This window comes from Methanobacterium bryantii, from assembly GCF_002287175.1.
Classification (GTDB): Archaea; Methanobacteriota; Methanobacteria; order Methanobacteriales; family Methanobacteriaceae; genus Methanobacterium_D; species Methanobacterium_D bryantii.
This window is the reverse complement of sequence record NZ_LMVM01000007.1, coordinates 1-19,760: the sequence shown is the minus strand read 5'-3', so window position 1 is coordinate 19,760 and position 19,760 is coordinate 1. Positions and strand designations below refer to the sequence as shown.

The window sequence follows — 19,760 nt, the reverse complement described above, 5'->3', positions numbered from 1 at the left end:
AACTTTTATTATATATATCCTGTTCGTTTTTGAGTTTGATATTGATAATATTCTTGTCACTTGTTGTGATTGCAGGTGTTGGGATAGGAAGTACTGCTGCTCAAAACATAACAGTAGGTAGCGGCGCATCAGTACTGGATCCTTCTCAAAACCAAACTCAAGACCAAGCACAAGCGGAAACCCAAACTCAAAGTTCAGCCAATAACAATACCCTGAACAATTCTAACAATAATACAGCTACCAGCACTGCTAATGCAATAAATAACATAAGCATTATAAACACAAATACTTTCAATCCATTTATATACCTGACTTCTGAAAATAGGATAGGTGATATAAGCGTCTGTTCATCTAACATAAACGCACAACTAAAAGCAGAAGGACTAAGATACGTGCCATTTGACGGTGCCTATGGAACAGGTAATGTACCTGAACTCATGGCTTCAACACCAAATAAAAGTAGTAGCACAAATCCAAGTGGCGTTGGCATGCAAGAATCAGGACTTAATGTCACTTCCCTATTAATGGGAATAGTTGGGGTACTTGGTGGATTACTCGCAAGCAGATATAGTTCATAATCGGGACTTCCCGATTATGAATTATTTACTTTTTATGAAATAACTTCCAATAAGATTTTAGAACCTTATTTTCAAGATTTAATTTTTAAATAGATTTTAAATTTCTAGTCAAATCGAATAAGATTATTTTTAAAATCTGTTTTAATATGAATTATGTAATATTAGTATGACTTATAGAAAAGTTTTTATTACTATTTTAACATACTAATAATGCTGATTGTATTAATCAGGTCAGTTAAATTAAGTCAATAATTTGTACTAATTTAATTGGCTTGCATTAATCAAAATGCACGAATAATTTAAGAAGGAGGTGAAAAATTGAAACGACCAATGCTAATTTTATTACTAACGTTCATCGCAGCAGTAGGAATGACTGGAGCAGCATCAGCACAACTAATAGACATAAACCTAACACTAGGTCCTAATGCCTCTTTATTAGATCCAACCCAAAACCAAACTCAGGACCAGGCACAAGCACAAACACAAGTTTCGACCATCACTAACACAAACAATTTAACAAACGCCAACACCAACGTAGCAACCAGTACTTCTTCATCTACCAATACTAATATTATATCAAACAACAACACATTTAATCCAGTTATGATTTTCAGTAACTCAAACAGTGTAGGCACTATAAATCTCAGTTCATATAATCTCAACTTCTAAAATTTTGACAAGTAACCAGTTGATAGAATAGAATCATCAGTAGGGGTAACTAATTATAGTTGTTATATAGTACAAGCTGATTGAACTGATGATTCCCATCTATCAATTAATTTAATTACATTTTTTTTATTTTTGTTCAATAAATTTATATTTAAACCCTAATAGGATTATTTTGAATTATTATTTTTTAGATAAATTATCAATACATGTATTATCAATAGTAAAGTTTTTATTATTGTAAGTACATACTAATAGTGTTGATAGTATTAATCAAGTCGATTATATTAAGTCAATAATTTGTACTAATTTAATTGGCTTGCATTAATCAAAATGCATGAATTATCTAAGAAGGAGGTGAAAAATTGAAACGACCAATGCTAATTTTATTACTAACGTTCATCGCAGCAGTAGGAATGACTGGAGCAGCATCAGCACAACTAATAGACATAAACCTAACACTAGATCCTAACGCATCATTATTAAGTCCAGTTCAAAACCAAACTCAGGACCAGGCACAAGCACAAACACAAGTTTCGACCATCACTAACACAAACAATTTAACAAACGCCAACACCAACGTAGCAACCAGTAGTTCCTCATCTACTAACACTTACAATATATCAAACACCAATACATTTAATCCAGTTATAGTTAACAGTAATTCAAACAGTGTGGGAGCAATAACTATTCGTTCATTAAACTTAAACTACTAAAAACTGCTAATTAACTTCGACAAGGTTAAAATCTGTTAAAAAATGAATCGTCAGTGCGGTACTATAATTATGGTTATTATATAATACAAGCTGATTACACTGGCGATTCTACAGGTTTTAAACTTTCAATTGATATTTAAATCAATATTTTTCTAAAATAGAAATATTTCATTTTAAATTTTTGTTTAATGAACAGTTAAAACTATTTTTTAAATTAAAGCTGATCTTATTCAACTCAAATTTTATTGTTCTCTCAAATAATATCAAAATTTAACTTCAAATCATGTATTTTATTTCCGTGATTTTAGATCATATGCTAATAATAAATTTTTTATCATATTAATTACATAATAAATATTGTAATATAGATGTACGGTCCAAATTTAGTAATATTTTGAATATTAACACATAATATGGACTAAACTATTTACATATTGACCAAACGGGACTTTTCAGTGCAATCAGCTTGTATTACAACTTTATTAACTACCCACTGATCCCGTTTGGCCCATTAAATTTTAAATATTTTCCATTTTCAGTTTTTCTTAAGATTAAAAGTTTTTAAAATAATTAAACTGTTAAAGAATTCTTAATTTTTATCAACTGCCAAATTCAGTTAGAAATGAGTTATCCATTTAATATTATAAGTAATAACCAAGTAATTCAAATCGTTTTTTAAGCCCATATTGATTTAAAATAGGTGATGCTGAAAGATTATTTACGCTTTTTCTATAATTTTTGTTCTCCACAATAATAAAGTGATAATCTACTGTCCAATTTTAACTAGTAGGAAGTTTAACAATATTTTTATTACTGAAAAAACATAATTCACACCAAGACACGAAATTTAAATTTTGTGTCAATGCATGCGTATGGAGGTGAAAATGTGAAAAAAGAATTAGCTATTCTTATAATGGCTTTTGTAGTCTCTATGAGCTTCATTGGAGCCGCAGCAGCAGTAGATCAAGGACAATGGCAAGGACACGGAAAATGGCAAGGTGGACATGGTAAATGGATAGGAGGCCACGGATCCTGGTGGTGGAGACATCACTACAGACCATGGTGGAGACATCACTACAGACCATGGTGGAGACACCATCACAGATGGTGGAGATAAACATCTTGAAGTCTTTCACTTTAGATAAATCAAAAATTACAAATAATATTGCAAAATCTATAAGTGAAAGTATAAAAAAATAGGGAGGACTAAATCCTCCTTTTACTATTTGACATGTTTAAGCCCTAAATATCAACTTAAACATTAGCAAACTTTATGATTGTGTAGAAAGTTAAGCTTAAATTTGATAATATTTAGATAGTAACGCAGGAATATTATAAATTGATTTATAGATCAACGGAATTTTCTGGCAATTTGCTTATATTGCACATCTCATCGCCAAATGATTCCGTTCGACCCATAACTCTAAATTTATAGTGAATGACCAAATATTTTTGACTAAATTGTTATAAGAAATTTGTTAACATGCCCAAATTTAAAATTTTAATTCTAAAATTTATAAGCTTAAACAGTTATGTTTACGGAACGAAGTTCCGTAACAGTGAAAATTCATAGAATTTTCACATGTCATTCACCATATATATTCAACTTATTTTAATTGAAAGGAAAATTAAAATCTTAAATCTTGCATAACTTAACAGTTAAATAAAATATTTTTTTTGCTCTCTTCATTTTAATTTTAATTCAATAATAAAAAACAGTCAATTACCTAAATTAATTCAAATAATATATTTTTTGTGTATTAAAAAGAATTTAAACAAAGTCTATGCTTAAATTCAAATATTAACTATTTTATGTCCTATTAATTCATTATTATAGCCATATAATAAATAAGATTTCAGGCAAATTTCGCCCTTCTTATTTATTTTTAATTTTCTCGAGAAACTATACATCATTACAACTTCATTTAATTACATTTTTTGATAGTAAAACTAATAGGTAGTAATAATAATAGTAACATTTTTATTACTAAATGGCCATATAGTTATTTAGTACAAATATAAAATTTTGTATTACAAATGTATATGTGGAGGTGAAAATATGAAAAAACAATTAGGAATACTCCTATTTGCTCTTATGATAGCAGTAGGTCTTTCTGGAGTAGTAACAGCCGCACCAAACAATAACGGGCCAAATCATGGACAAATCGGAACTAACTATGGAAACACAAACCATGGACAAATCGGAACTAACTACGGATATGGATATAAATGGAATAAATGGAATAAATTCCACAAGTGGAATAAATGGAATAAATGGAATAAATTCCACAAGTGGAATAAATGGTACAAATGGTATAAATGGTATAAATGGTATAAATGGTACAAATGGCACAAACATCATAAACACCATCATCATTGCTGCAGATAATATAACTAAATCATCAAAAATGGTGTAAATTTACTCTTAAACCAATAGGAGGAACTTTTAACCCTCCTTTTAATAATATTTAAAACTCTTTTTTTCAATTTTTATTAAAATTTAAAAAATAAGTGGACACTAATCCTAATTAAATGATATATCTAAAAAAGGAAAATATTGAAATTAAAAATAAAAAAATTATTGTCTTGCTCTTGCAACTTTTCTTGCAATTACAAGCTCACCAATAGCAATTAAACCAACAAAGAATTTTTCAAGGCCACCAGTTGCCCAAATAGCCTCACCAAAGGTAGCATCTCTAATATTTTTCTCATACTCTTGTGGTGTAATTCTTTGGCCTGTTCTCCTTCTGGTAACTATTGCAGATGCTTCCATGAGTTCATCCCAGCTTACTCCTTTAAGTTCATCTGCCATAGCTTCAAATATTTTATAAACTTTAATTTCATAGAGCCGTGAAAGCGTTTCTACTATATCAAATGTCCTTACAACGCCAACTACAACATCATCATCATTTAAAACTGGTATACTTATTACTTTATGCTTTGTAGTTTCTAAAACAGCTAACCTTGCTGGATCATTCTCATGGACATTAACAATTTCCTCTTTAGAACGCATGACATCAAACACTTTCTTTTTACCTTCTCTAAATCCCTTTGTAATTTCAAGAGAAGTTATCCAGCCAATTAACCTCTTTTCACTATCCACAACTGGTGTTGTAAATTTCTTTGTCTTTTCCATTAGTAATGATACTTCAACTACGTCTTGATCCGGAGATACGTATATATATTCCTTATCCATAATTTCTTTAACTTTCATTGGACAACCTCTCAAGTTTTAATGCGCTCACTGGACATTTACTAGAACACACTTCACATAAAATACATTTATCTTCAGAAAATACTAATTCGCCATCTTCAAGTTTAATAGCACCTACAGGGCAATTCTCTTCACATACTTGACAGGAAACACACGCTTCTCTATCAATTGAGAGTTCTTTTGTTTTTAGTACCGGCCCTAATTCCCTTTCAAGCTTTATCGCATTTTCTGGACATACGTTAACACACGCTCCACACCCGACACATGCTGATTTATCTATTACAGTTGGTTTTCCCTCTTCAGCATTTACTGCACCTGTAGGACAGAATTTAGCGCAAGTTCCACAGGAAATACATTTATCTTCAGCTACTTCAATATTTTTCATTTTAAGGGTTCTATGAGGTACCTTCAATTCTTTAAGACGGTATTTTACTTCTTCATCCTCAACATCAGATGTACTTTCTATAACATGTATACTCTTTACAGGACAAGTTTGGGCGCATATTTCACAGTTTACGCAGTTATCAAGTACTTTAGCAGGTTTAGTTGCTTTTGCTTCAGATATAGCACTTACAGGGCATTCTTCAGTGCACAAGTTGCACCTTATACACTCTGGAGAAATAGTTATACATTTCCTCTTCAGCCTATATTTTTCAATCTCTGGTTTAATTTCTTCTAGATCCATAGCCTTATGGATGACTTCGTCTTTTAGCACATTCTTGTCCTTTTTAAATGTTATGTCCATAATTACACCTTTGGTAGGTAGATGAAATTTATATGTTAATTATTTTATCAAATTTATCCAATTCAGATATTTTTGGCAATCCTTTAATTGCCCCAGATTCCCTTATACAACATGAAGCAATAAAATTCCCTAATTTACCTGATTCTTCAATGTTCTTATTATTAAGAAACCCATATAAAAATCCTGCGTTAAATGCATCCCCTGCACCTGTTGTATCAATACACTTAACATCAAATGGCTCTATGAAATAGCTTTCATCACCATTTGTAATATAAGTACTTTTATCTCCTCTTTTAACTACTACAATATTTATACTGGACTCCAGTAAAACTTCAGCTCCATCCTTAAATGTTTTATATTTATTACCAGTTAAATACTTTAATTCTTCTTCATTAGTAAGAATAATATCTGTTCTATTTAAAATATTTTTAAGATAGTTAATGCCCCTTTCAGCATATATTCTTCCGGGATCTAGACTTACAATAATATCTTCGGAGATTTCACTTATAATACTTTCTTGAGCCTTAAAAGATTCACCTACAAAGGATGCAAGATGTAATATCCTGCAATTTTCCAAATAATCTAATTTAACTTCATCAGGCTTAATTAAATCATTGACCCCCGGATCTACATACAGCGCTCTTTGCCCCTCATTATCCACAAATCCGAGAACATTACCACTTCTACCCTCTGAAATAATAATACCTTCAGTATCTACACCCTCTTTTTGGAGGTTTTCAAGTAAAAGTTTTCCATCATAATCTTTAGAAACTTTACCTATAAATCCCGTTTTCATGCCTAATTTTGAAAGTCCTATAACTGTATTTGCAGCAGATCCACCACATGATCTGTTGAAATCAGTTATATAAGATTCTTCATCTTCGCAGGTTATTTTATTCACATTATAAAGTTTATCAACATTTAATGCGCCAAATCCCACTACATCAAACTTCTTCATTAAATTCTCCTTAGCTTAAATTTATTCAAACAATTCATTTAAATATATCTTATGATCTCCTAACTGACCGCCATAATTTCCTGAAGAGACACTTACAACACCATCAATATCCATTACTGCTTCAATTCCTGCTTTCATAGCTTTCTTTGTTATATCCATATTTAAACCATTAATCACGATTTCAGGTATATATTTAACATTATTAGGAACCATTGATTCTTCTTCAAGAGTTTTTTTAAGTGAAGGGCAGTAAGGATGATTTGTTGTTGGTCCTATCCATGGATAATTTGTTTCAGGTTTAGAAGCCGCTGAACAAATATCAAAAGGAGTTATAGCGCCTTTAACTTCACCTATAGCATTCAATGCTTCCCTTCCAGCTTCCATTACAGCTTCCTTAGTACTGCACATATACCAAAAATTTGCACCCATAATTCCGCGCATGTACCCTACATCACGTTCTATCTGGAAATCAGGGATAGCTATAGGCACAACTATCATTTTACGCCCGTAATTTTCTTCTTCCCACTCATAACCATCACCGCAGTGACCTACATCCCTCATCATATCCATTTTTCCAGCAGGATTCTTTGAAGCATCAAAAAGTGCGGTAAAAGGTTTTACAAGTATATCCTGCCTTATTCTATATGATAATTCCACTTCGAATTTCTTTATATCCTCTTTTGGGTACCATATCTGAAGCACTGCTCCTTTTCTCCCATCAGGAGTCTCATCACCATTTAGCCAACTTTCAATGCCTCCTTCAACACGTCCAATAACAGTTCCAGGAGTTGCTGTTGCATCATAAGCTGCTCTTTGAAGGATTTCATTATTGTCTGCTGTTACAATTACCCTGCAGCAGATTCCATCAAATGCTTCACAGTAAGTATTTTCCATGTTCATTTTATCAACTCAATAATATTTGATACATTATCCTAATGCACCTATCAATTCTCCCCTAACCAATCTTCTAAATGTCTTACTTTCATCAACGAGTGCTTCAAAATTTTCACTTGTTACAATCGCGATTTTGGGGAGATTTACCTGTTTTATTGCTTCTTTAAGTTTTTTATTTACAGGATAACTATTAATGGCATCTTCAGTATTATCCATATATGACTTAATGAAATTAATAACTTCATCTTTTCCAAATCTATTAAATAAATCAGCAATGACTGATGTTATAATAGTGTTGTCAGCCATTATTGCAATTTCTGCTTCTTTTATAGCATATTCATTCCCATTAAATGAAATTGCAAGTCCTCCATGCTCTTTTGCAAATCTTAAAGGCTCAACATCAGTTATACTGTCCCCAACATACATAACATCCGAATTTTCAAAGCTAAACCTGTCTAAAATATCCATAACAGCTTCTTTTTTACCTTCTCCACCAACAGGCTTTATTTTTTCTGTGATTTTACTGATTTCCATCTCAGGAATATCATCCCAAAATATTTTATCAATTACTTCAAAGTCTGGATTTTCCATTACAGTGTTTCTAAATTCCATTAGTTTTTCTTTATCTTCTTCATTAATTGAATATGCATCCATATCAAGGTTAGTTGAATACGTATTTTCAAAAGGGAATTTAATGACATCACAAAGAGCTTGAATATACTGTTCATAGCTCGTACTTACAATAAAAGAAGGCATTATACTATCTATAAATTGCATTGTATCATTTGCACCAGGAAGGAGAAGTACATTTTCCCTGGAAAAATCTATTATACTACGATTGGTAGCACCATATGCTTTTAAGAAAGGAACAATTAATTTTAAAGTTCCTCCAGCATGATACCCCTCTCTTTTAACTTCATCAACCAGAATATCATCATATTTACTGAGTATAGTGAAAAATTTTTCCCCATCTTCGATAAAAATACCTGCAAGTTCAAATGCATTATCATTTATAGATATAGGGCCTTCACAATCAGAAATAAAAACTTTCCTGCCCAATTTTCAACCTCCACTTAAAAAAATTAAACCCTCCAAAAACCTTTCAAAGTTTTTGTGGGCATCACAATCAAATCCTACAAAAACCATCTTTTTACTGTTAAAAATCTTAAACTTTGACAAATTGTGATAATATCACAAAATATAGCTTTATAAACCTGCAAAATGGAATTTTGCAAACTACCGAACCTTAAATAATATGAATTAAGGTGCTTTTAATTTTACAGCACCTACCGGACATGTCACTTCACATGTGTCACATACTATACATTTTTCAGTATCTACTACTACTTTACCCTCTTTGATACTCATTGCATCTTTAGGACACTTATTAACACATACGCCACACAGCTGGCATGTTTCACTATCAATAGATATCTCTCCAGTTCTTGGACCTTCTAAATTCTTTCGAACAAAGAATATTTTATTATCATGGGCATCAAAATATTCTTCTTTAAGAACTATAGACCCAAATGGACATGTTTCAACACATTTTCCACAGTAAATACACTCTTCACCAACATGAACCGGTGAAGGCATTTCAAGCTCCATTGCTTCAACTGGACAGACACCAATACACGCTCCACATCCTATACAGCTTTCTTCAACCACTGCTATATTCCTTTTTGGAACTGTGCTTTCAATTACATCCTTTATATCCTCAATTTCGAGGGCACCATCCATAGCAGCACTGATTTCATCCTTTAACTTATCGGTTATATCAATTTCAAATTCATCTTCAGTATGTTCAAAGCTGACATCCCTTGAAATTTTATTTAAGATAGTATCTACTTTACCTGCATCCCTTGCAAGTTTAGCTGTTTCTTTTTCAAGAAGTTCAGAAACTATTTCCATTGTTTTGATTTTACCGAATTTTTCGTAAGCCTTTTTTCTTGAAGAATACCTAATTGCAGTTGACGGGCATACATCCATACACTCTTCACATCTTGCACAATATGCAGGATTTATATAAGGTAATTTACTTATTTTACCTACATTTATAGCTCCTTTAGACGGACAAACCCTTGTACATGTCATACATCCAATACACTGCTTTTCATTTACAACTACTCCTTTTCCACCTGCTACAGACCTTGGTAAAATTTCACCATATTTTATGGCTTCTGTAGGGCATACTCTGGAACAGTAACCACACTTAACGCATTTTTCTTCATCAATTACGCTGTGAGCTTCTTCTCTACCTGAAGATATAAGCTGAATTGCTCCAGTTCTGCATGCATTTACACATGCTCCACATCTCCTGCATAATTTAGGGTTAATGTTAGGAACATTTTCTCTTACAGCATCTGCTAATGTAGTTTCCATCTTTATAGCATCAAATGGACATGCTTCTCTACAAAGTACACATCCAAAACATTTATCATCAATTTCTATGTGTTTATCTGGAGGTACTTCATGAACTGCCTCTACAGGACAGGCTTGAAGGCATGGCTTATCTACACATTGTTCACATTTAGATGAATCTATTTCATAGGCCACTTCCACCTCACGAAGTGGTTTAGAAGGTTTTCTATCAGTTTTAGTTTCAGGAATTTTATCATTCCCCCACGGGTAATAATGCTGGTTTTACAGTTACAAGGATTTCATCACCTTTCACTTCACTCTGCGTAAGTAAAAATCTTGCAACATAAAAGCCTGCAACACCAAATGGACATGTTTGATAACATGTGGTGCATCTCAGACATTTATCAGAATCTCTAACAACACCTTTTTCTTTATCATAAGTTATAGCACCAGTAGGACATTCATCAATACATAGCTTACATTGTTTACATTTTGAATCGTCCCAGGTAATGACTCTAAGTTTTAATCTATCAGTCACTTTCTCAACCAGATCCCTTATACGCTCTTCATCAGGCATTATTTCACGAGCTTTTTCCAGAATATCCTCAAATGGAACCTCAAAGGTCACTGCTTTTTCAGCTGGAAGATCTTTAAGTTCATCCTGTTTAGACTCTATTAAATTTTCAAGGGTCTGTACCACCATATTAATTACATCTTTTTGACCTTCAACATCAGAAATGTATATCCCCTTAATGGAACCTTTTACTGGGCATGTTTTGGCACAGTCGCCACATGCTACACATTTGGATTGATCTATCATGATCTTATTGTCTTCTTCAATAATGGCACCTTCAACTTTGCAGGCTTTCATACACTTTTTGCACCTGATGCAGAGATAATCATCAATAACAAACATCTTCTCTGCAGGCAGTATTGTGAATTCTTCACGGATTAAATGACTTTCACCAGTTCTGAGTGTTTTAGGATCTGTGGGACATACTTCTGCACAGAAACCACATCTAATACACGCGTCTGTATTTATAACAGGATAGGTTATACCTTCCCCATTCTCTTCATCCTTGTCTTTTGTTCTTACAAGTTTTATAGCAGCTGGAGATGGACATGCTGCCGTACATGCCCCGCAGGCAATACACAATTCCCTTATAACTTCAGGAAAGTCTCTAAACCTATCAGGTGTTTCCACAGTTTCCCTGTTTGTTGCAGCCCCTACAAAGTTTTCAACCCATCCTTTTCTTGCAAATTCGTATAAATACCATATTACTGAAGACATAAAACACCATCTTTTATTTTAAATTAATTGTGAATTAACATCGATTAATTACTTCAACTTAATTGAATTAACATTCCGAATCAACCTTTCTTAAAGGTTGATCAAACACTATCACTTCAACTTAATTGAATTAACATTCTGTATTCCATCAAATTCTGTAACTTTACCTGATTCTTCATTTATTACCGTAACTCTTTCTGTACATGCGACACATGGATCTACACTTGCATAAGTCGCAACAGCGTCTGCAACTGTTGCAACATCTTTAAGCATGTATCTAGCGCATGCATCGATGTTCATTATACTTGGAGTCCTTATGGAAATGTTCTTTATTAGATTACCATTAGTTTCTATCATGTATGCCACTTCGCCCCTTGGAGCCTCGTTCCTGTTATCAGCATATCCTGCAGGTATGTCTATTTTTTTTCGTACTTTACCTTCAGGCAGGTTCTCTATAGCCAGTCGTATAAGCCGTAATGATTCTGTAACTTCATCAAATCTGTTCATGTTTCTTGCGAAATTATCTCCTTCATCACGCCAGACAACATTGAAATCTAAATGGTCTTTGTATACAGGTTTATCTGTTCTCCAGTCAACTTTTATAGATGATGCCCTGCCAATTGGTCCTACTGTTCTGGCTTTAAGTGAATCTTCTTTAGAAATAACGCCAACATCCCTTGATCGGAGACCTAATAAAGGACCATGTTCAAACATTTGAGGATACTTAGCATATTGTGACTCAAACTTATCTAAAAGATCCAGAATACTTTTTAGATGGACTTCTTTGACATCTAACCTTACTCCACCAACTACATTCCATGCCATATGGACACGATTACCTGCTAAAAGTTCAATAGCATCCATAATCAGTTCTCTCATGGACAGCATGTACATAAATAATGTTTCATGTTCAATTGTATTAAAATATGTTGAATTTGCCAGTAAATGGCTCTGTATTCTGTCCAGTTCATTGGCAATAACCCTTAAAAATTGGGCACGCAGTGGCGGTTCTTCACCTGCAATTTTTTCAAATGTTTCAGTGAATGTCATTGTATGTACATATGAACATATTCCACAAACCCTTTCTGATAAATAAACACATTTTTGCCAGGTTTTTCCTTCCATTATCTTTTCAATACCTCTGTAAACATAACCGTAGTCTATTTCAGCACCTATAACCCGTTCTCCTTTTGTGTGGAGTTTTAAACGCAGAGGTTCTTTAAGTGCAGGGTGAAGTGGTCCTATAGGAACTATCATTTACTTTGCCTCCCTTTGGCTGCTATTGCATCGGGACCAACTGCCAGAAGGGCCTTTAATATTTCTGTTGGTCTTGGTGGGCATCCTGGAACTGATGCATCCACTGGAATAAAATCGTGAAGCGGAGGGTATATTGCACTACCTTCCTGATTATAAACGTTTCCTGAAAGTGGGCATGCTCCAATTGCAACCACTATCTTAGGGTTTGGAGCTTTAGCATAAAGTCTTTGTAGATTTTCTTTCCACTGCTCCGCTACTGGTCCTGTAACTAAAATTACATCAGCTTCTCTTGGATTATTATGGAAATAAATCCCATACTGTTCTAAATCATAGCGAGGAGATAAAAGGGCAACTACTTCAATATCACACCCATTACATCCCCCAGTATTTATAAGACAGGCATGAATAGAGCTTTTCCTTACGATATCTTTAAGCGCATCTAACATTTCTTTACCTCATAAGATATTCAATCAATTCTTTTTTACCATCAACTATGGCATCTTCATAAGATTTACCATTAATAACTTCTTTTGCAATTTTATCTTTTATTGCATCAGCGTCTTCCTTTGATATGATCTCCATTACATCAGAAAGCCAGCAAATTTGCAGGTCTGAATGTATTTTATTAAGTATACAACTATATCTAGACGATTCAAAGCGCGGATGTAAAGCTTCAAGGCTTGACATGTCTAATCGCCTCATTAAAATTTTTTCTAATTCTTTGGGAGTAATACCCATTTCCTTTGAAAATGGCTTTATTATATCTTCCTGCCATTTGTAACTGTTTAATATTCTCCCTTTCATCAGTTCCATTAATGATTCACTTTTTTCTTTTATATCACTATTCATAAAAGAACCATCCCTACAAGCCAAATTAGGCCCGATACTATAAATCCAATTGCTAATTCATATCTTCCATATCCAGGTCTCATTCCAAGTACAGTAGCCACAAAGAACAGACCTACTGTAATCGAAATATATTGTGGAATTAGCGTAATAAATTGACTATTTAAGAACAATATCCATCCTATAATTGAAATTACAAGGGCCACCAGATCAATATTTTTGCTAACGAAAGGTTCAGTATACTTTTTATAACTAAGTAAAAGCCCTATAATCATCCCAATTACAAATGAAAGTATATATGCAAGATAAATTATTAAATCCATGATATCACCAGTCAGGCAGGTTTATAAAGGTATATAAATGATAATATAAACAATATAAGGGCTACAATAAAAGCTCCTTTTTCAATAGACTCTGCAAGATGAGCAAATTTGTGTCTATTCTGGTATAGAAGAAGAAATGCCAGAATGACTACAGCAATTGTTAAAGGCGCTACGATAACCCACTGTTCAAATACAGCAAGTGTACTCATTATTATGGCCCCCACTCCAACAAGAGCCATTAAGAAGAGCGTATCCTGTTCTTTCATCATTTTTTTTATTCTCCTATGAAAATATTTTATTTATTAACTAAATCACATTCATGAGTAATATTGAACCTATAATTCCTATTGCTGCAAATATTATCTGCAGTACTACAGAGTGGTTAGGATTTAAAAGTGGTGTAGTAGCACTTATAAACGCTATTCCTACTGTCATTATTACCATTCCTATTATAAGCCATAAAGGACTTAATACTCCAAAGAATACTATTAAAAATACCCATAGTAACATATACCACATAAGAGCCTCAGATATCATTAGATATCCACGTAGTAATCCATAGTGTTCAGTTTCATATCCTGATACTATATCTTTTCCTTTAGTTATTGAAAATGGAGTATATTGCGCTTTTGATACTATAAGCACGAAAAACATTGCTGCTGCTAGAGGTATACTGTAAAGCAAAGGTCCGTGAACAGCCTGATAATTTATTATATCTGCAATTCCCATAGATCCTGTTTTAAGATAAATAATAACAAGGACCGAGAAGAGAGGCACTTCTGCTGCTGCTGAATATACTGCCCTAACACAGCTTAATTTACCATACGGCGAGCCTGAAGAGGATCCGGCATTGTGTTCCACTATTTTATGAAGAGCATATACGGCAAATATGATTAAAAGCGATCCTTGAACCACTGGCCCCACTATTACTGCAGTTATCCATATAACCATCATAATACTAGCTATTCCAAGATAAAAAGGCATTGCGGCCGTTTTAGTAAATGATGATTCTTTAATATAAAATTTAAGTAAATGTAAAAGGTACTGGATTATTGGAGGGCCAGGCCTAGTCTGTACTCTAGCCACCACTTTCCTGTATAATCCTAGAAGCAAACTTCCAATTAAGAATGCAATAAGGACGTTTAGTAGGATATTTGCCATTAAATTCATCTGATCACCGATTGAAATTGATTATTAATATCCGATGAAGGGTTCCTTCCTTCTATCTTCTTTCTCTTCTTCTCTGGCTTTTGCCATGATTATTAGTCCAAATGAGAGTACGCCCAATGGGATAAATATAATTGAAATTCCATAGACTATCCAATCTGCAGGATTAAATATCAATGCATATATTATACTCCCTACAGAAATTATTAATACTATTGAGCTTATTATACTCATTTTATTCATTATTTCACCTGATAAATCTTTTAAAATGGTTTGTTGATAAGCAGCAATATTTCAATTGCCCTTACAATTACAAGTAATGAACTTAAATGTATTATAACTAAAAACGGTGAACCGGGAGTTCTAAACATTTCAGCTTTTGTTGCATAAAATGGAGCTATACCAGTCTCACCAGCAATACCCATCAAGAGCAGTACCGATGCAAATTGCACCATTGGTGTCACCAAACTCAAGTGAGAAATTTCTATCAAACTTAAAGTGCCTGTTGCAGCTAGAATTGTTGCTGCTCCTCCAAATAAAGGAAGGGATGCAATCATGGCAATTATACCGTACTGGAATGCTGAATCTAAAACATCCACCATTTTAACAGCACCTACCAATCCAATATTTACTATACCAATTAATGCAACGAATAATGTAAAGTTGAAAAGGTCTCCTGTTATCATGGCACCTGCAGTTGCAAGACCACATATTATTGCAAGAAATCTCCTTACTTTAAATTCATCTTTATCTACTTTTACTTCCCTATCTTCAAGAGAACCAAATCTAGCTTCTACCTGGGTCTCTGTATTACTTACAGCTATAAGAAATGTAAACAGGAGTGCTCCACCAAATAGGAACAGATTAAATGGGGTAAAGTAAAGCACAATATCTCCTAAAGGTATGTAACCAAATAATTGCCCACCTAATGTTGCTATATCCATTTTTATTTGCTCCAAATCATTTTAAGTATGAATCATAATTATTTTTCTCTCTTAAATTCTTCTCTACCCAAAACACCTATAAGTCCAACTTTAGATGCTACCTTTATCAACACTCCAAATGCTGACAGGAATAGAGCGAGTAACCAGTATTGAGGGGTAACAAAGAACATGAGGAAACCTATTAACCAGAGTACCCATGCAACTCCAGATATTCCTGCAACTCCTTCCCATATAGATGAAGGGACTCCCCTAATTGTTCTGGAAAGGACGTAAAACAATATTCCGGTTCCTGCAACAGCTCCACCAGTAAATCCACTTAGAAATGCCCCATAAGCTATAAGTATTATTGCAAGGAAAGCAGGTGCAGTTTCTAAAATTTCCATATCCAGTGAAAGTGGAAGTGGAATCAAATCAACACTTTTTCCTGTTTTTCTCATTTCTCTGCTCATAAGGACTTCTGAAATCGCAAGGATTTCAGCAAGTTCAACTACCAGCCCTGGAAGTATAAGTGCTTCTGCCAGATCAGTTGCAACTGCTGCAACTATAATTAACATTGCAAATCCTACGATGTCTGTAAGTATAAGGGCAGTTAAATCACCTTTTTTAAAGGCTATTCCAAGAAGGCCTATAAAACCGGTTAATAAACCAACCAGTATGGCAGGTTGGTAAAGTGAAACTACCAAAGGGGAAACAACACTTGGAACTAAAACTTCAGCACCGGTCATTCTTCTTCCCTCCTCATTGTAAATTGAAGTGCTATAAACGAAGCAACTACAAATGCCATCATCAAGATACTGGACTCAAGAATTGTATCGAAACCCCTTGAGTAGTAAAGTATTTCATCAATTAATCCACCAGGAGAGGAATAAATTGAAGTACCAAAGTATGATGTTGTATTTTTAACTGATAATGCCATTGGAGACAGGTATCCTGTTACTTTACCTGAGTTTACTGAAAATTGAGGGTATTGCGATTTAACAATACCTGGCTGTAAAAGGAAGTTACCATTAAGGCCCCAATCTGCAATTACAGTACCGCCACGGTCATAAGGTGCCAGTGGATCACCTGAATTAATCTGGCTTTGAGGTTCAGGCCTTGGATAAATTTGATGGTCATTTAATGCAAATGGCATTACAAAACCTACTATAAGCACAATTCCCAGCACTAATGAAAAAAACCTCGGAATATTATCAGGGTTTGCAAGATCATTTAAAAGCCTTCCTATGCTTCTCATACCTTAGCCCCCATTTCTTCAAGCCTTACAATCGCCCTCAAAAGAATCATAGTCATTATAACAGTTGCTGCAACAAATGTAAGAAGTGCTATAGTATGATTGTAAGTTAAAAGTATCATTGAAACTCCTACTGCAGCTACTTCTGTATTTAATGTCCTTACTATTGGGTCTTTAACCCCAGGACCAATAACTGTTGCAATACTGCCCAGTATTACCAATGCACAGCCTGTATAAAACCATATGTAAATATCAAGCAATGTTCAATTCCTCCTGGGCTTCTAGTTTTTTTCGTCTTACATCATTGAGTTTTATAATACCAATTAAAAGGATAACTGTTGAAATTGGATCGAATAATGCAACAGCTACTGCAACATCCAAGTATTTCGCTGCCACTATCATCCCTATAAAACCTCCCTGAAGCAGAGTAAACATTATCACTTTATCAACAGGCTTTGGGAGTAATATTATACCAGCTGACCCAATCAAAGCTACGGCAGCCGATACTGTTGATATATTTATGAAATCTACGATAGCCATTATTCCACCGATTTTAAATTATTTAACAGTAATTTCCTCTTGTATTCTTCCAATAGAATATGCAATTGCATTCGAACTTATAGTAGAAGCTACAAAATAAGTTATTGCAATTATAGCTCCAAATGGAGTCTGTATATAAAGGGCAATAAGTGCAGATATACCAAAACTCATTGCATTTAGATAGAGCATTCTTTCACTTCTATCTCGGGCAATTAGAGTTCTTAAAGCCATAAATACAATTATAATCCCTGCAATCTCTATTAGCATCTTTATCTACCTTTTTAATATATTGTAGTTTATTTATTTTATAGTTTGATGTTTTAAGTTAAGTTTGTATATCTTCCCATTTTTTTAGCAATTTTACCAAGTAATTTAGATGCTCTTGGGTGATCTAGTCCTTGTATTGTAACAATTGCAAGTAACATACCTATAATAAATTGCTCTGGAGGGATACCAATAAATGAAGCTAAAGCCATTATAATCATTATAGTAATTGCGCCAGTTGTACCCGCGTATCCAGGGTCTGCACAGAGTCTGTTACCAATAAATACAAGTAAAGCTGCGACAAATCCACCTGCAGGAATACCTATAAGGTAACATGCTATAGCACTTAACAGTGTACCTGCTGATGCATCAGGAGAGCATACAATATTTCCTTGGAAGAATCCACCAGATAGATCTCCACCTCTTTTTTTTACATCTCTTCCAATAACACCTGCACCTTTGACACCGGGTTTTTCAGGAAGGCCCATCCAGGTATCTATAAGTACAAAATTAAACCAGCATAGAACTGCTGCTATTATAATTCCTATTATCTCATTCACCAGATTCACCCCCAATCAGGTCTGTATGTGGTGGGAGAATTTTTTCAAGTAAATATTTGGAAATTAATGCAGATAGTACTCCTATGACAATTCCTACTATCATTCCATTCCATCCCAGCTCAAAAACCATTGCAGATAATCCCAGTGCAATTATGATAGTTGGAAAAATTATACTTATTGTCCATGAATCCCTCATTGGCCTTTCAGGAAGTAAAGGAAGTCTAAGTATAAATCCTACAATAATTGCAGATATTACTGCGAGAACATAACTTAACACCGTTACAATATCAACATGAATAATCATGATAAAAAGATGATCAACTAAATATATAAATGTTTTCACTTTCAGTCCTTCCCATTTTTATTAGAGCGTATGATGACAATGATTTCTTTCAACACAATACAATCATACCTTAAATTCGTTAATCAATGCTTTTACAAATTATACCTCTTCTATAGAACTTATTAATAATTTTACATTGGCAATATGATGTAAAATCATTTTAAATTAGCATATTCACAAATTTGCCACATTTTCCATTAGATATAAAAACATTAATTGGATCATTTAACCATAACAAATTAATTTTAATTGAATATATCCCCATTATCCAAATAAACAATGTTTATTTAATTTAAATATACATTTAAAGAAGTATTCCCAACATCATCCACATATAGTCCCTATAGTCTTAATTTATCATTCAATGGTTGTGTTTTAATCCCGAAGTAAGATAATTTCTGTCTTTTTTTTGCTTTTTGTGAATTTTTCGATGGTTGTTCGTCATACCGGAATAAGGAAACATAGTTCCGACAAACCAACTTATGTTTTTATCCCATATAAATGTTTTTGAAATCACGAATTCGTAAGATTAACGGGAAACCCCCATATAAATCATACGGGTTTTCCATTTTTCAATATTAAAGACATGGAATTTCTACTTAAATCAAAATTATTAATTCAATAGATTCAGATCATCTTACCAGAAATATTTGAAATAATGGTACTAACACTACTATAAATTAAAAATCGCTCATGCCCGAATGTTGTGTAAATAATATCGCTTCACTCGTGTGTCTGGTTAAATAAATCGTATTTTTTTAAGATAAATCCCATATAATCAATTAAAAATTACAATTTAACATAATAGTATAACTCATGCACAGGGTCATGGACATGTAAAAATCTCTCAAAAAACCGAAGG

Annotated in this window: 27 protein-coding genes; 5 read left to right on the top strand and 22 right to left on the bottom strand. The window is 33.5% G+C overall.

Features of this window, described 5'->3' with window-relative positions; all coding sequences use genetic code 11:
• Positions 1-53 precede the first annotated feature (53 nt).
• The 5 genes from ASJ80_RS05220 to ASJ80_RS05200 all read left to right on the top strand — a co-directional run bounded on the left by ASJ80_RS05220 (position 54) and on the right by ASJ80_RS05200 (position 4,377).
• Complete coding sequence (locus tag ASJ80_RS05220; protein ID WP_143747719.1) at positions 54-578, top strand: hypothetical protein; 525 nt, start codon at positions 54-56, stop codon at positions 576-578.
• A gap of 318 nt (positions 579-896) precedes the next feature.
• Positions 897-1,247, top strand: coding sequence for a hypothetical protein (locus ASJ80_RS05215; protein WP_069584727.1), 351 nt, complete (start codon positions 897-899; stop codon positions 1,245-1,247).
• Between the two features lie 362 nt (positions 1,248-1,609).
• On the top strand, positions 1,610-1,960 hold the full coding sequence (locus ASJ80_RS05210) for a hypothetical protein (protein WP_069584725.1): 351 nt from the start codon (positions 1,610-1,612) through the stop codon (positions 1,958-1,960).
• Positions 1,961-2,846: 886 nt separating this feature from the next.
• Complete coding sequence (locus ASJ80_RS05205; RefSeq protein WP_069584723.1) at positions 2,847-3,077, top strand: hypothetical protein; 231 nt, start codon at positions 2,847-2,849, stop codon at positions 3,075-3,077.
• A 1,039-nt stretch (positions 3,078-4,116) separates the two neighbouring features.
• Positions 4,117-4,377, top strand: a complete 261-nt coding sequence (locus tag ASJ80_RS05200; protein ID WP_069584721.1) for a hypothetical protein — start codon at positions 4,117-4,119, stop codon at positions 4,375-4,377.
• Between the two features lie 161 nt (positions 4,378-4,538).
• Here ASJ80_RS05200 and ASJ80_RS05195 read toward each other — a convergent pair whose 3' ends face one another.
• From ASJ80_RS05195 to ASJ80_RS05090, 22 genes are all read right to left on the bottom strand, one after another.
• A complete protein-coding gene (locus ASJ80_RS05195; protein WP_069584719.1) occupies positions 4,539-5,174 on the bottom strand; it encodes a CBS domain-containing protein in 636 nt (211 codons plus the stop codon).
• Entirely contained in the window at positions 5,164-5,919 is a 756-nt protein-coding gene (locus tag ASJ80_RS05190; protein WP_069584717.1) for a 4Fe-4S binding protein, read from the bottom strand. Before ASJ80_RS05190 ends, ASJ80_RS05195 begins: the two co-directional genes overlap by 11 nt.
• Before the next feature lie 28 nt (positions 5,920-5,947).
• Complete coding sequence (locus ASJ80_RS05185) at positions 5,948-6,877, bottom strand: carbohydrate kinase family protein (RefSeq protein WP_069584715.1); 930 nt, start codon at positions 6,875-6,877, stop codon at positions 5,948-5,950.
• A gap of 21 nt (positions 6,878-6,898) precedes the next feature.
• Positions 6,899-7,777: a formylmethanofuran--tetrahydromethanopterin N-formyltransferase gene (locus ASJ80_RS05180; RefSeq protein ID WP_069584713.1), complete on the bottom strand. Its 879-nt coding sequence runs from the start codon at positions 7,775-7,777 to the stop codon at positions 6,899-6,901.
• 27 nt (positions 7,778-7,804) lie between these two features.
• Positions 7,805-8,830, bottom strand: coding sequence for a hypothetical protein (locus tag ASJ80_RS05175; RefSeq protein ID WP_069584711.1), 1,026 nt, complete (start codon positions 8,828-8,830; stop codon positions 7,805-7,807).
• A 201-nt stretch (positions 8,831-9,031) separates the two neighbouring features.
• Entirely contained in the window at positions 9,032-10,327 is a 1,296-nt protein-coding gene (locus ASJ80_RS05170; protein WP_245837466.1) for a 4Fe-4S binding protein, read from the bottom strand.
• Between the two features lie 58 nt (positions 10,328-10,385).
• Positions 10,386-11,423: a 4Fe-4S binding protein gene (locus tag ASJ80_RS05165; RefSeq protein WP_069584707.1), complete on the bottom strand. Its 1,038-nt coding sequence runs from the start codon at positions 11,421-11,423 to the stop codon at positions 10,386-10,388.
• 111 nt (positions 11,424-11,534) lie between these two features.
• Complete coding sequence (locus ASJ80_RS05160; protein ID WP_069584705.1) at positions 11,535-12,680, bottom strand: hydrogenase large subunit; 1,146 nt, start codon at positions 12,678-12,680, stop codon at positions 11,535-11,537.
• Positions 12,677-13,126, bottom strand: coding sequence for an NADH-quinone oxidoreductase subunit B family protein (locus tag ASJ80_RS05155; protein WP_048082488.1), 450 nt, complete (start codon positions 13,124-13,126; stop codon positions 12,677-12,679). Before ASJ80_RS05155 ends, ASJ80_RS05160 begins: the two co-directional genes overlap by 4 nt.
• Positions 13,127-13,130: 4 nt before the next feature.
• On the bottom strand, positions 13,131-13,529 hold the full coding sequence (locus ASJ80_RS05150; protein ID WP_069584703.1) for a DUF1959 family protein: 399 nt from the start codon (positions 13,527-13,529) through the stop codon (positions 13,131-13,133).
• A complete protein-coding gene (locus tag ASJ80_RS05145) occupies positions 13,526-13,849 on the bottom strand; it encodes an energy-converting hydrogenase subunit EhaL family protein (protein ID WP_069584700.1) in 324 nt (107 codons plus the stop codon). The genes ASJ80_RS05150 and ASJ80_RS05145 overlap by 4 nt, the downstream gene beginning before the upstream one ends.
• Before the next feature lie 11 nt (positions 13,850-13,860).
• Entirely contained in the window at positions 13,861-14,118 is a 258-nt protein-coding gene (locus tag ASJ80_RS05140; protein ID WP_245837465.1) for a hydrogenase, read from the bottom strand.
• Between the two features lie 37 nt (positions 14,119-14,155).
• The gene (locus ASJ80_RS05135; protein WP_069584698.1) at positions 14,156-15,019 is read right to left on the bottom strand and encodes a respiratory chain complex I subunit 1 family protein; all 864 of its coding nucleotides are present in this window, start codon (positions 15,017-15,019) and stop codon (positions 14,156-14,158) included.
• 24 nt (positions 15,020-15,043) lie between these two features.
• Positions 15,044-15,259 (bottom strand): hypothetical protein, encoded by a 216-nt coding sequence (locus ASJ80_RS05130; protein WP_048082484.1) that lies wholly within the window; start codon positions 15,257-15,259, stop codon positions 15,044-15,046.
• Between the two features lie 20 nt (positions 15,260-15,279).
• The gene (locus tag ASJ80_RS05125; RefSeq protein ID WP_048082483.1) at positions 15,280-15,960 is read right to left on the bottom strand and encodes a membrane protein; all 681 of its coding nucleotides are present in this window, start codon (positions 15,958-15,960) and stop codon (positions 15,280-15,282) included.
• A 38-nt stretch (positions 15,961-15,998) separates the two neighbouring features.
• Positions 15,999-16,685: an EhaG family protein gene (locus ASJ80_RS05120; protein WP_048082482.1), complete on the bottom strand. Its 687-nt coding sequence runs from the start codon at positions 16,683-16,685 to the stop codon at positions 15,999-16,001.
• A complete protein-coding gene (locus tag ASJ80_RS05115; RefSeq protein ID WP_069584697.1) occupies positions 16,682-17,194 on the bottom strand; it encodes an EhaF family protein in 513 nt (170 codons plus the stop codon). The genes ASJ80_RS05120 and ASJ80_RS05115 overlap by 4 nt, the downstream gene beginning before the upstream one ends.
• Positions 17,191-17,451 carry an EhaE family protein gene (locus ASJ80_RS05110; RefSeq protein ID WP_069584695.1) on the bottom strand — a complete coding sequence of 87 codons (261 nt, stop codon included), beginning with the start codon at positions 17,449-17,451 and terminating at the stop codon, positions 17,191-17,193. Before ASJ80_RS05110 ends, ASJ80_RS05115 begins: the two co-directional genes overlap by 4 nt.
• Positions 17,444-17,731 carry a DUF2108 domain-containing protein gene (locus tag ASJ80_RS05105; protein WP_069584692.1) on the bottom strand — a complete coding sequence of 96 codons (288 nt, stop codon included), beginning with the start codon at positions 17,729-17,731 and terminating at the stop codon, positions 17,444-17,446. The genes ASJ80_RS05110 and ASJ80_RS05105 overlap by 8 nt, the downstream gene beginning before the upstream one ends.
• Positions 17,732-17,749: 18 nt before the next feature.
• The gene (locus tag ASJ80_RS05100) at positions 17,750-17,998 is read right to left on the bottom strand and encodes a DUF2109 family protein (RefSeq protein ID WP_069584690.1); all 249 of its coding nucleotides are present in this window, start codon (positions 17,996-17,998) and stop codon (positions 17,750-17,752) included.
• 53 nt (positions 17,999-18,051) lie between these two features.
• Positions 18,052-18,555: a hypothetical protein gene (locus ASJ80_RS05095; RefSeq protein WP_083241029.1), complete on the bottom strand. Its 504-nt coding sequence runs from the start codon at positions 18,553-18,555 to the stop codon at positions 18,052-18,054.
• Entirely contained in the window at positions 18,548-18,898 is a 351-nt protein-coding gene (locus ASJ80_RS05090; protein WP_338036862.1) for an energy-converting hydrogenase A subunit A EhaA, read from the bottom strand. The genes ASJ80_RS05095 and ASJ80_RS05090 overlap by 8 nt, the downstream gene beginning before the upstream one ends.
• Between the last annotated feature and the right edge of the window lie 862 nt (positions 18,899-19,760).

Coding starts and splice junctions, on each gene's coding strand:
- ASJ80_RS05200 (WP_069584721.1), top strand. CDS start 4,117: ATGGACAAATCGGAACTAACTATGGAAACACAAACCATGGACAAATCG.
- ASJ80_RS05195 (WP_069584719.1), bottom strand. CDS start 5,174: ATGAAAGTTAAAGAAATTATGGATAAGGAATATATATACGTATCTCCG.
- ASJ80_RS05190 (WP_069584717.1), bottom strand. CDS start 5,919: ATGGACATAACATTTAAAAAGGACAAGAATGTGCTAAAAGACGAAGTC.
- ASJ80_RS05185 (WP_069584715.1), bottom strand. CDS start 6,877: ATGAAGAAGTTTGATGTAGTGGGATTTGGCGCATTAAATGTTGATAAA.
- ASJ80_RS05180 (WP_069584713.1), bottom strand. CDS start 7,777: ATGAACATGGAAAATACTTACTGTGAAGCATTTGATGGAATCTGCTGC.
- ASJ80_RS05165 (WP_069584707.1), bottom strand. CDS start 11,423: ATGTCTTCAGTAATATGGTATTTATACGAATTTGCAAGAAAAGGATGG.
- ASJ80_RS05160 (WP_069584705.1), bottom strand. CDS start 12,680: ATGATAGTTCCTATAGGACCACTTCACCCTGCACTTAAAGAACCTCTG.
- ASJ80_RS05155 (WP_048082488.1), bottom strand. CDS start 13,126: ATGTTAGATGCGCTTAAAGATATCGTAAGGAAAAGCTCTATTCATGCC.
- ASJ80_RS05150 (WP_069584703.1), bottom strand. CDS start 13,529: ATGAATAGTGATATAAAAGAAAAAAGTGAATCATTAATGGAACTGATG.
- ASJ80_RS05145 (WP_069584700.1), bottom strand. CDS start 13,849: ATGGATTTAATAATTTATCTTGCATATATACTTTCATTTGTAATTGGG.
- ASJ80_RS05140 (WP_245837465.1), bottom strand. CDS start 14,118: ATGATGAAAGAACAGGATACGCTCTTCTTAATGGCTCTTGTTGGAGTG.
- ASJ80_RS05135 (WP_069584698.1), bottom strand. CDS start 15,019: ATGAATTTAATGGCAAATATCCTACTAAACGTCCTTATTGCATTCTTA.
- ASJ80_RS05130 (WP_048082484.1), bottom strand. CDS start 15,259: ATGAATAAAATGAGTATAATAAGCTCAATAGTATTAATAATTTCTGTA.
- ASJ80_RS05125 (WP_048082483.1), bottom strand. CDS start 15,960: ATGGATATAGCAACATTAGGTGGGCAATTATTTGGTTACATACCTTTA.
- ASJ80_RS05120 (WP_048082482.1), bottom strand. CDS start 16,685: ATGACCGGTGCTGAAGTTTTAGTTCCAAGTGTTGTTTCCCCTTTGGTA.
- ASJ80_RS05115 (WP_069584697.1), bottom strand. CDS start 17,194: ATGAGAAGCATAGGAAGGCTTTTAAATGATCTTGCAAACCCTGATAAT.
- ASJ80_RS05105 (WP_069584692.1), bottom strand. CDS start 17,731: ATGGCTATCGTAGATTTCATAAATATATCAACAGTATCGGCTGCCGTA.
- ASJ80_RS05100 (WP_069584690.1), bottom strand. CDS start 17,998: ATGCTAATAGAGATTGCAGGGATTATAATTGTATTTATGGCTTTAAGA.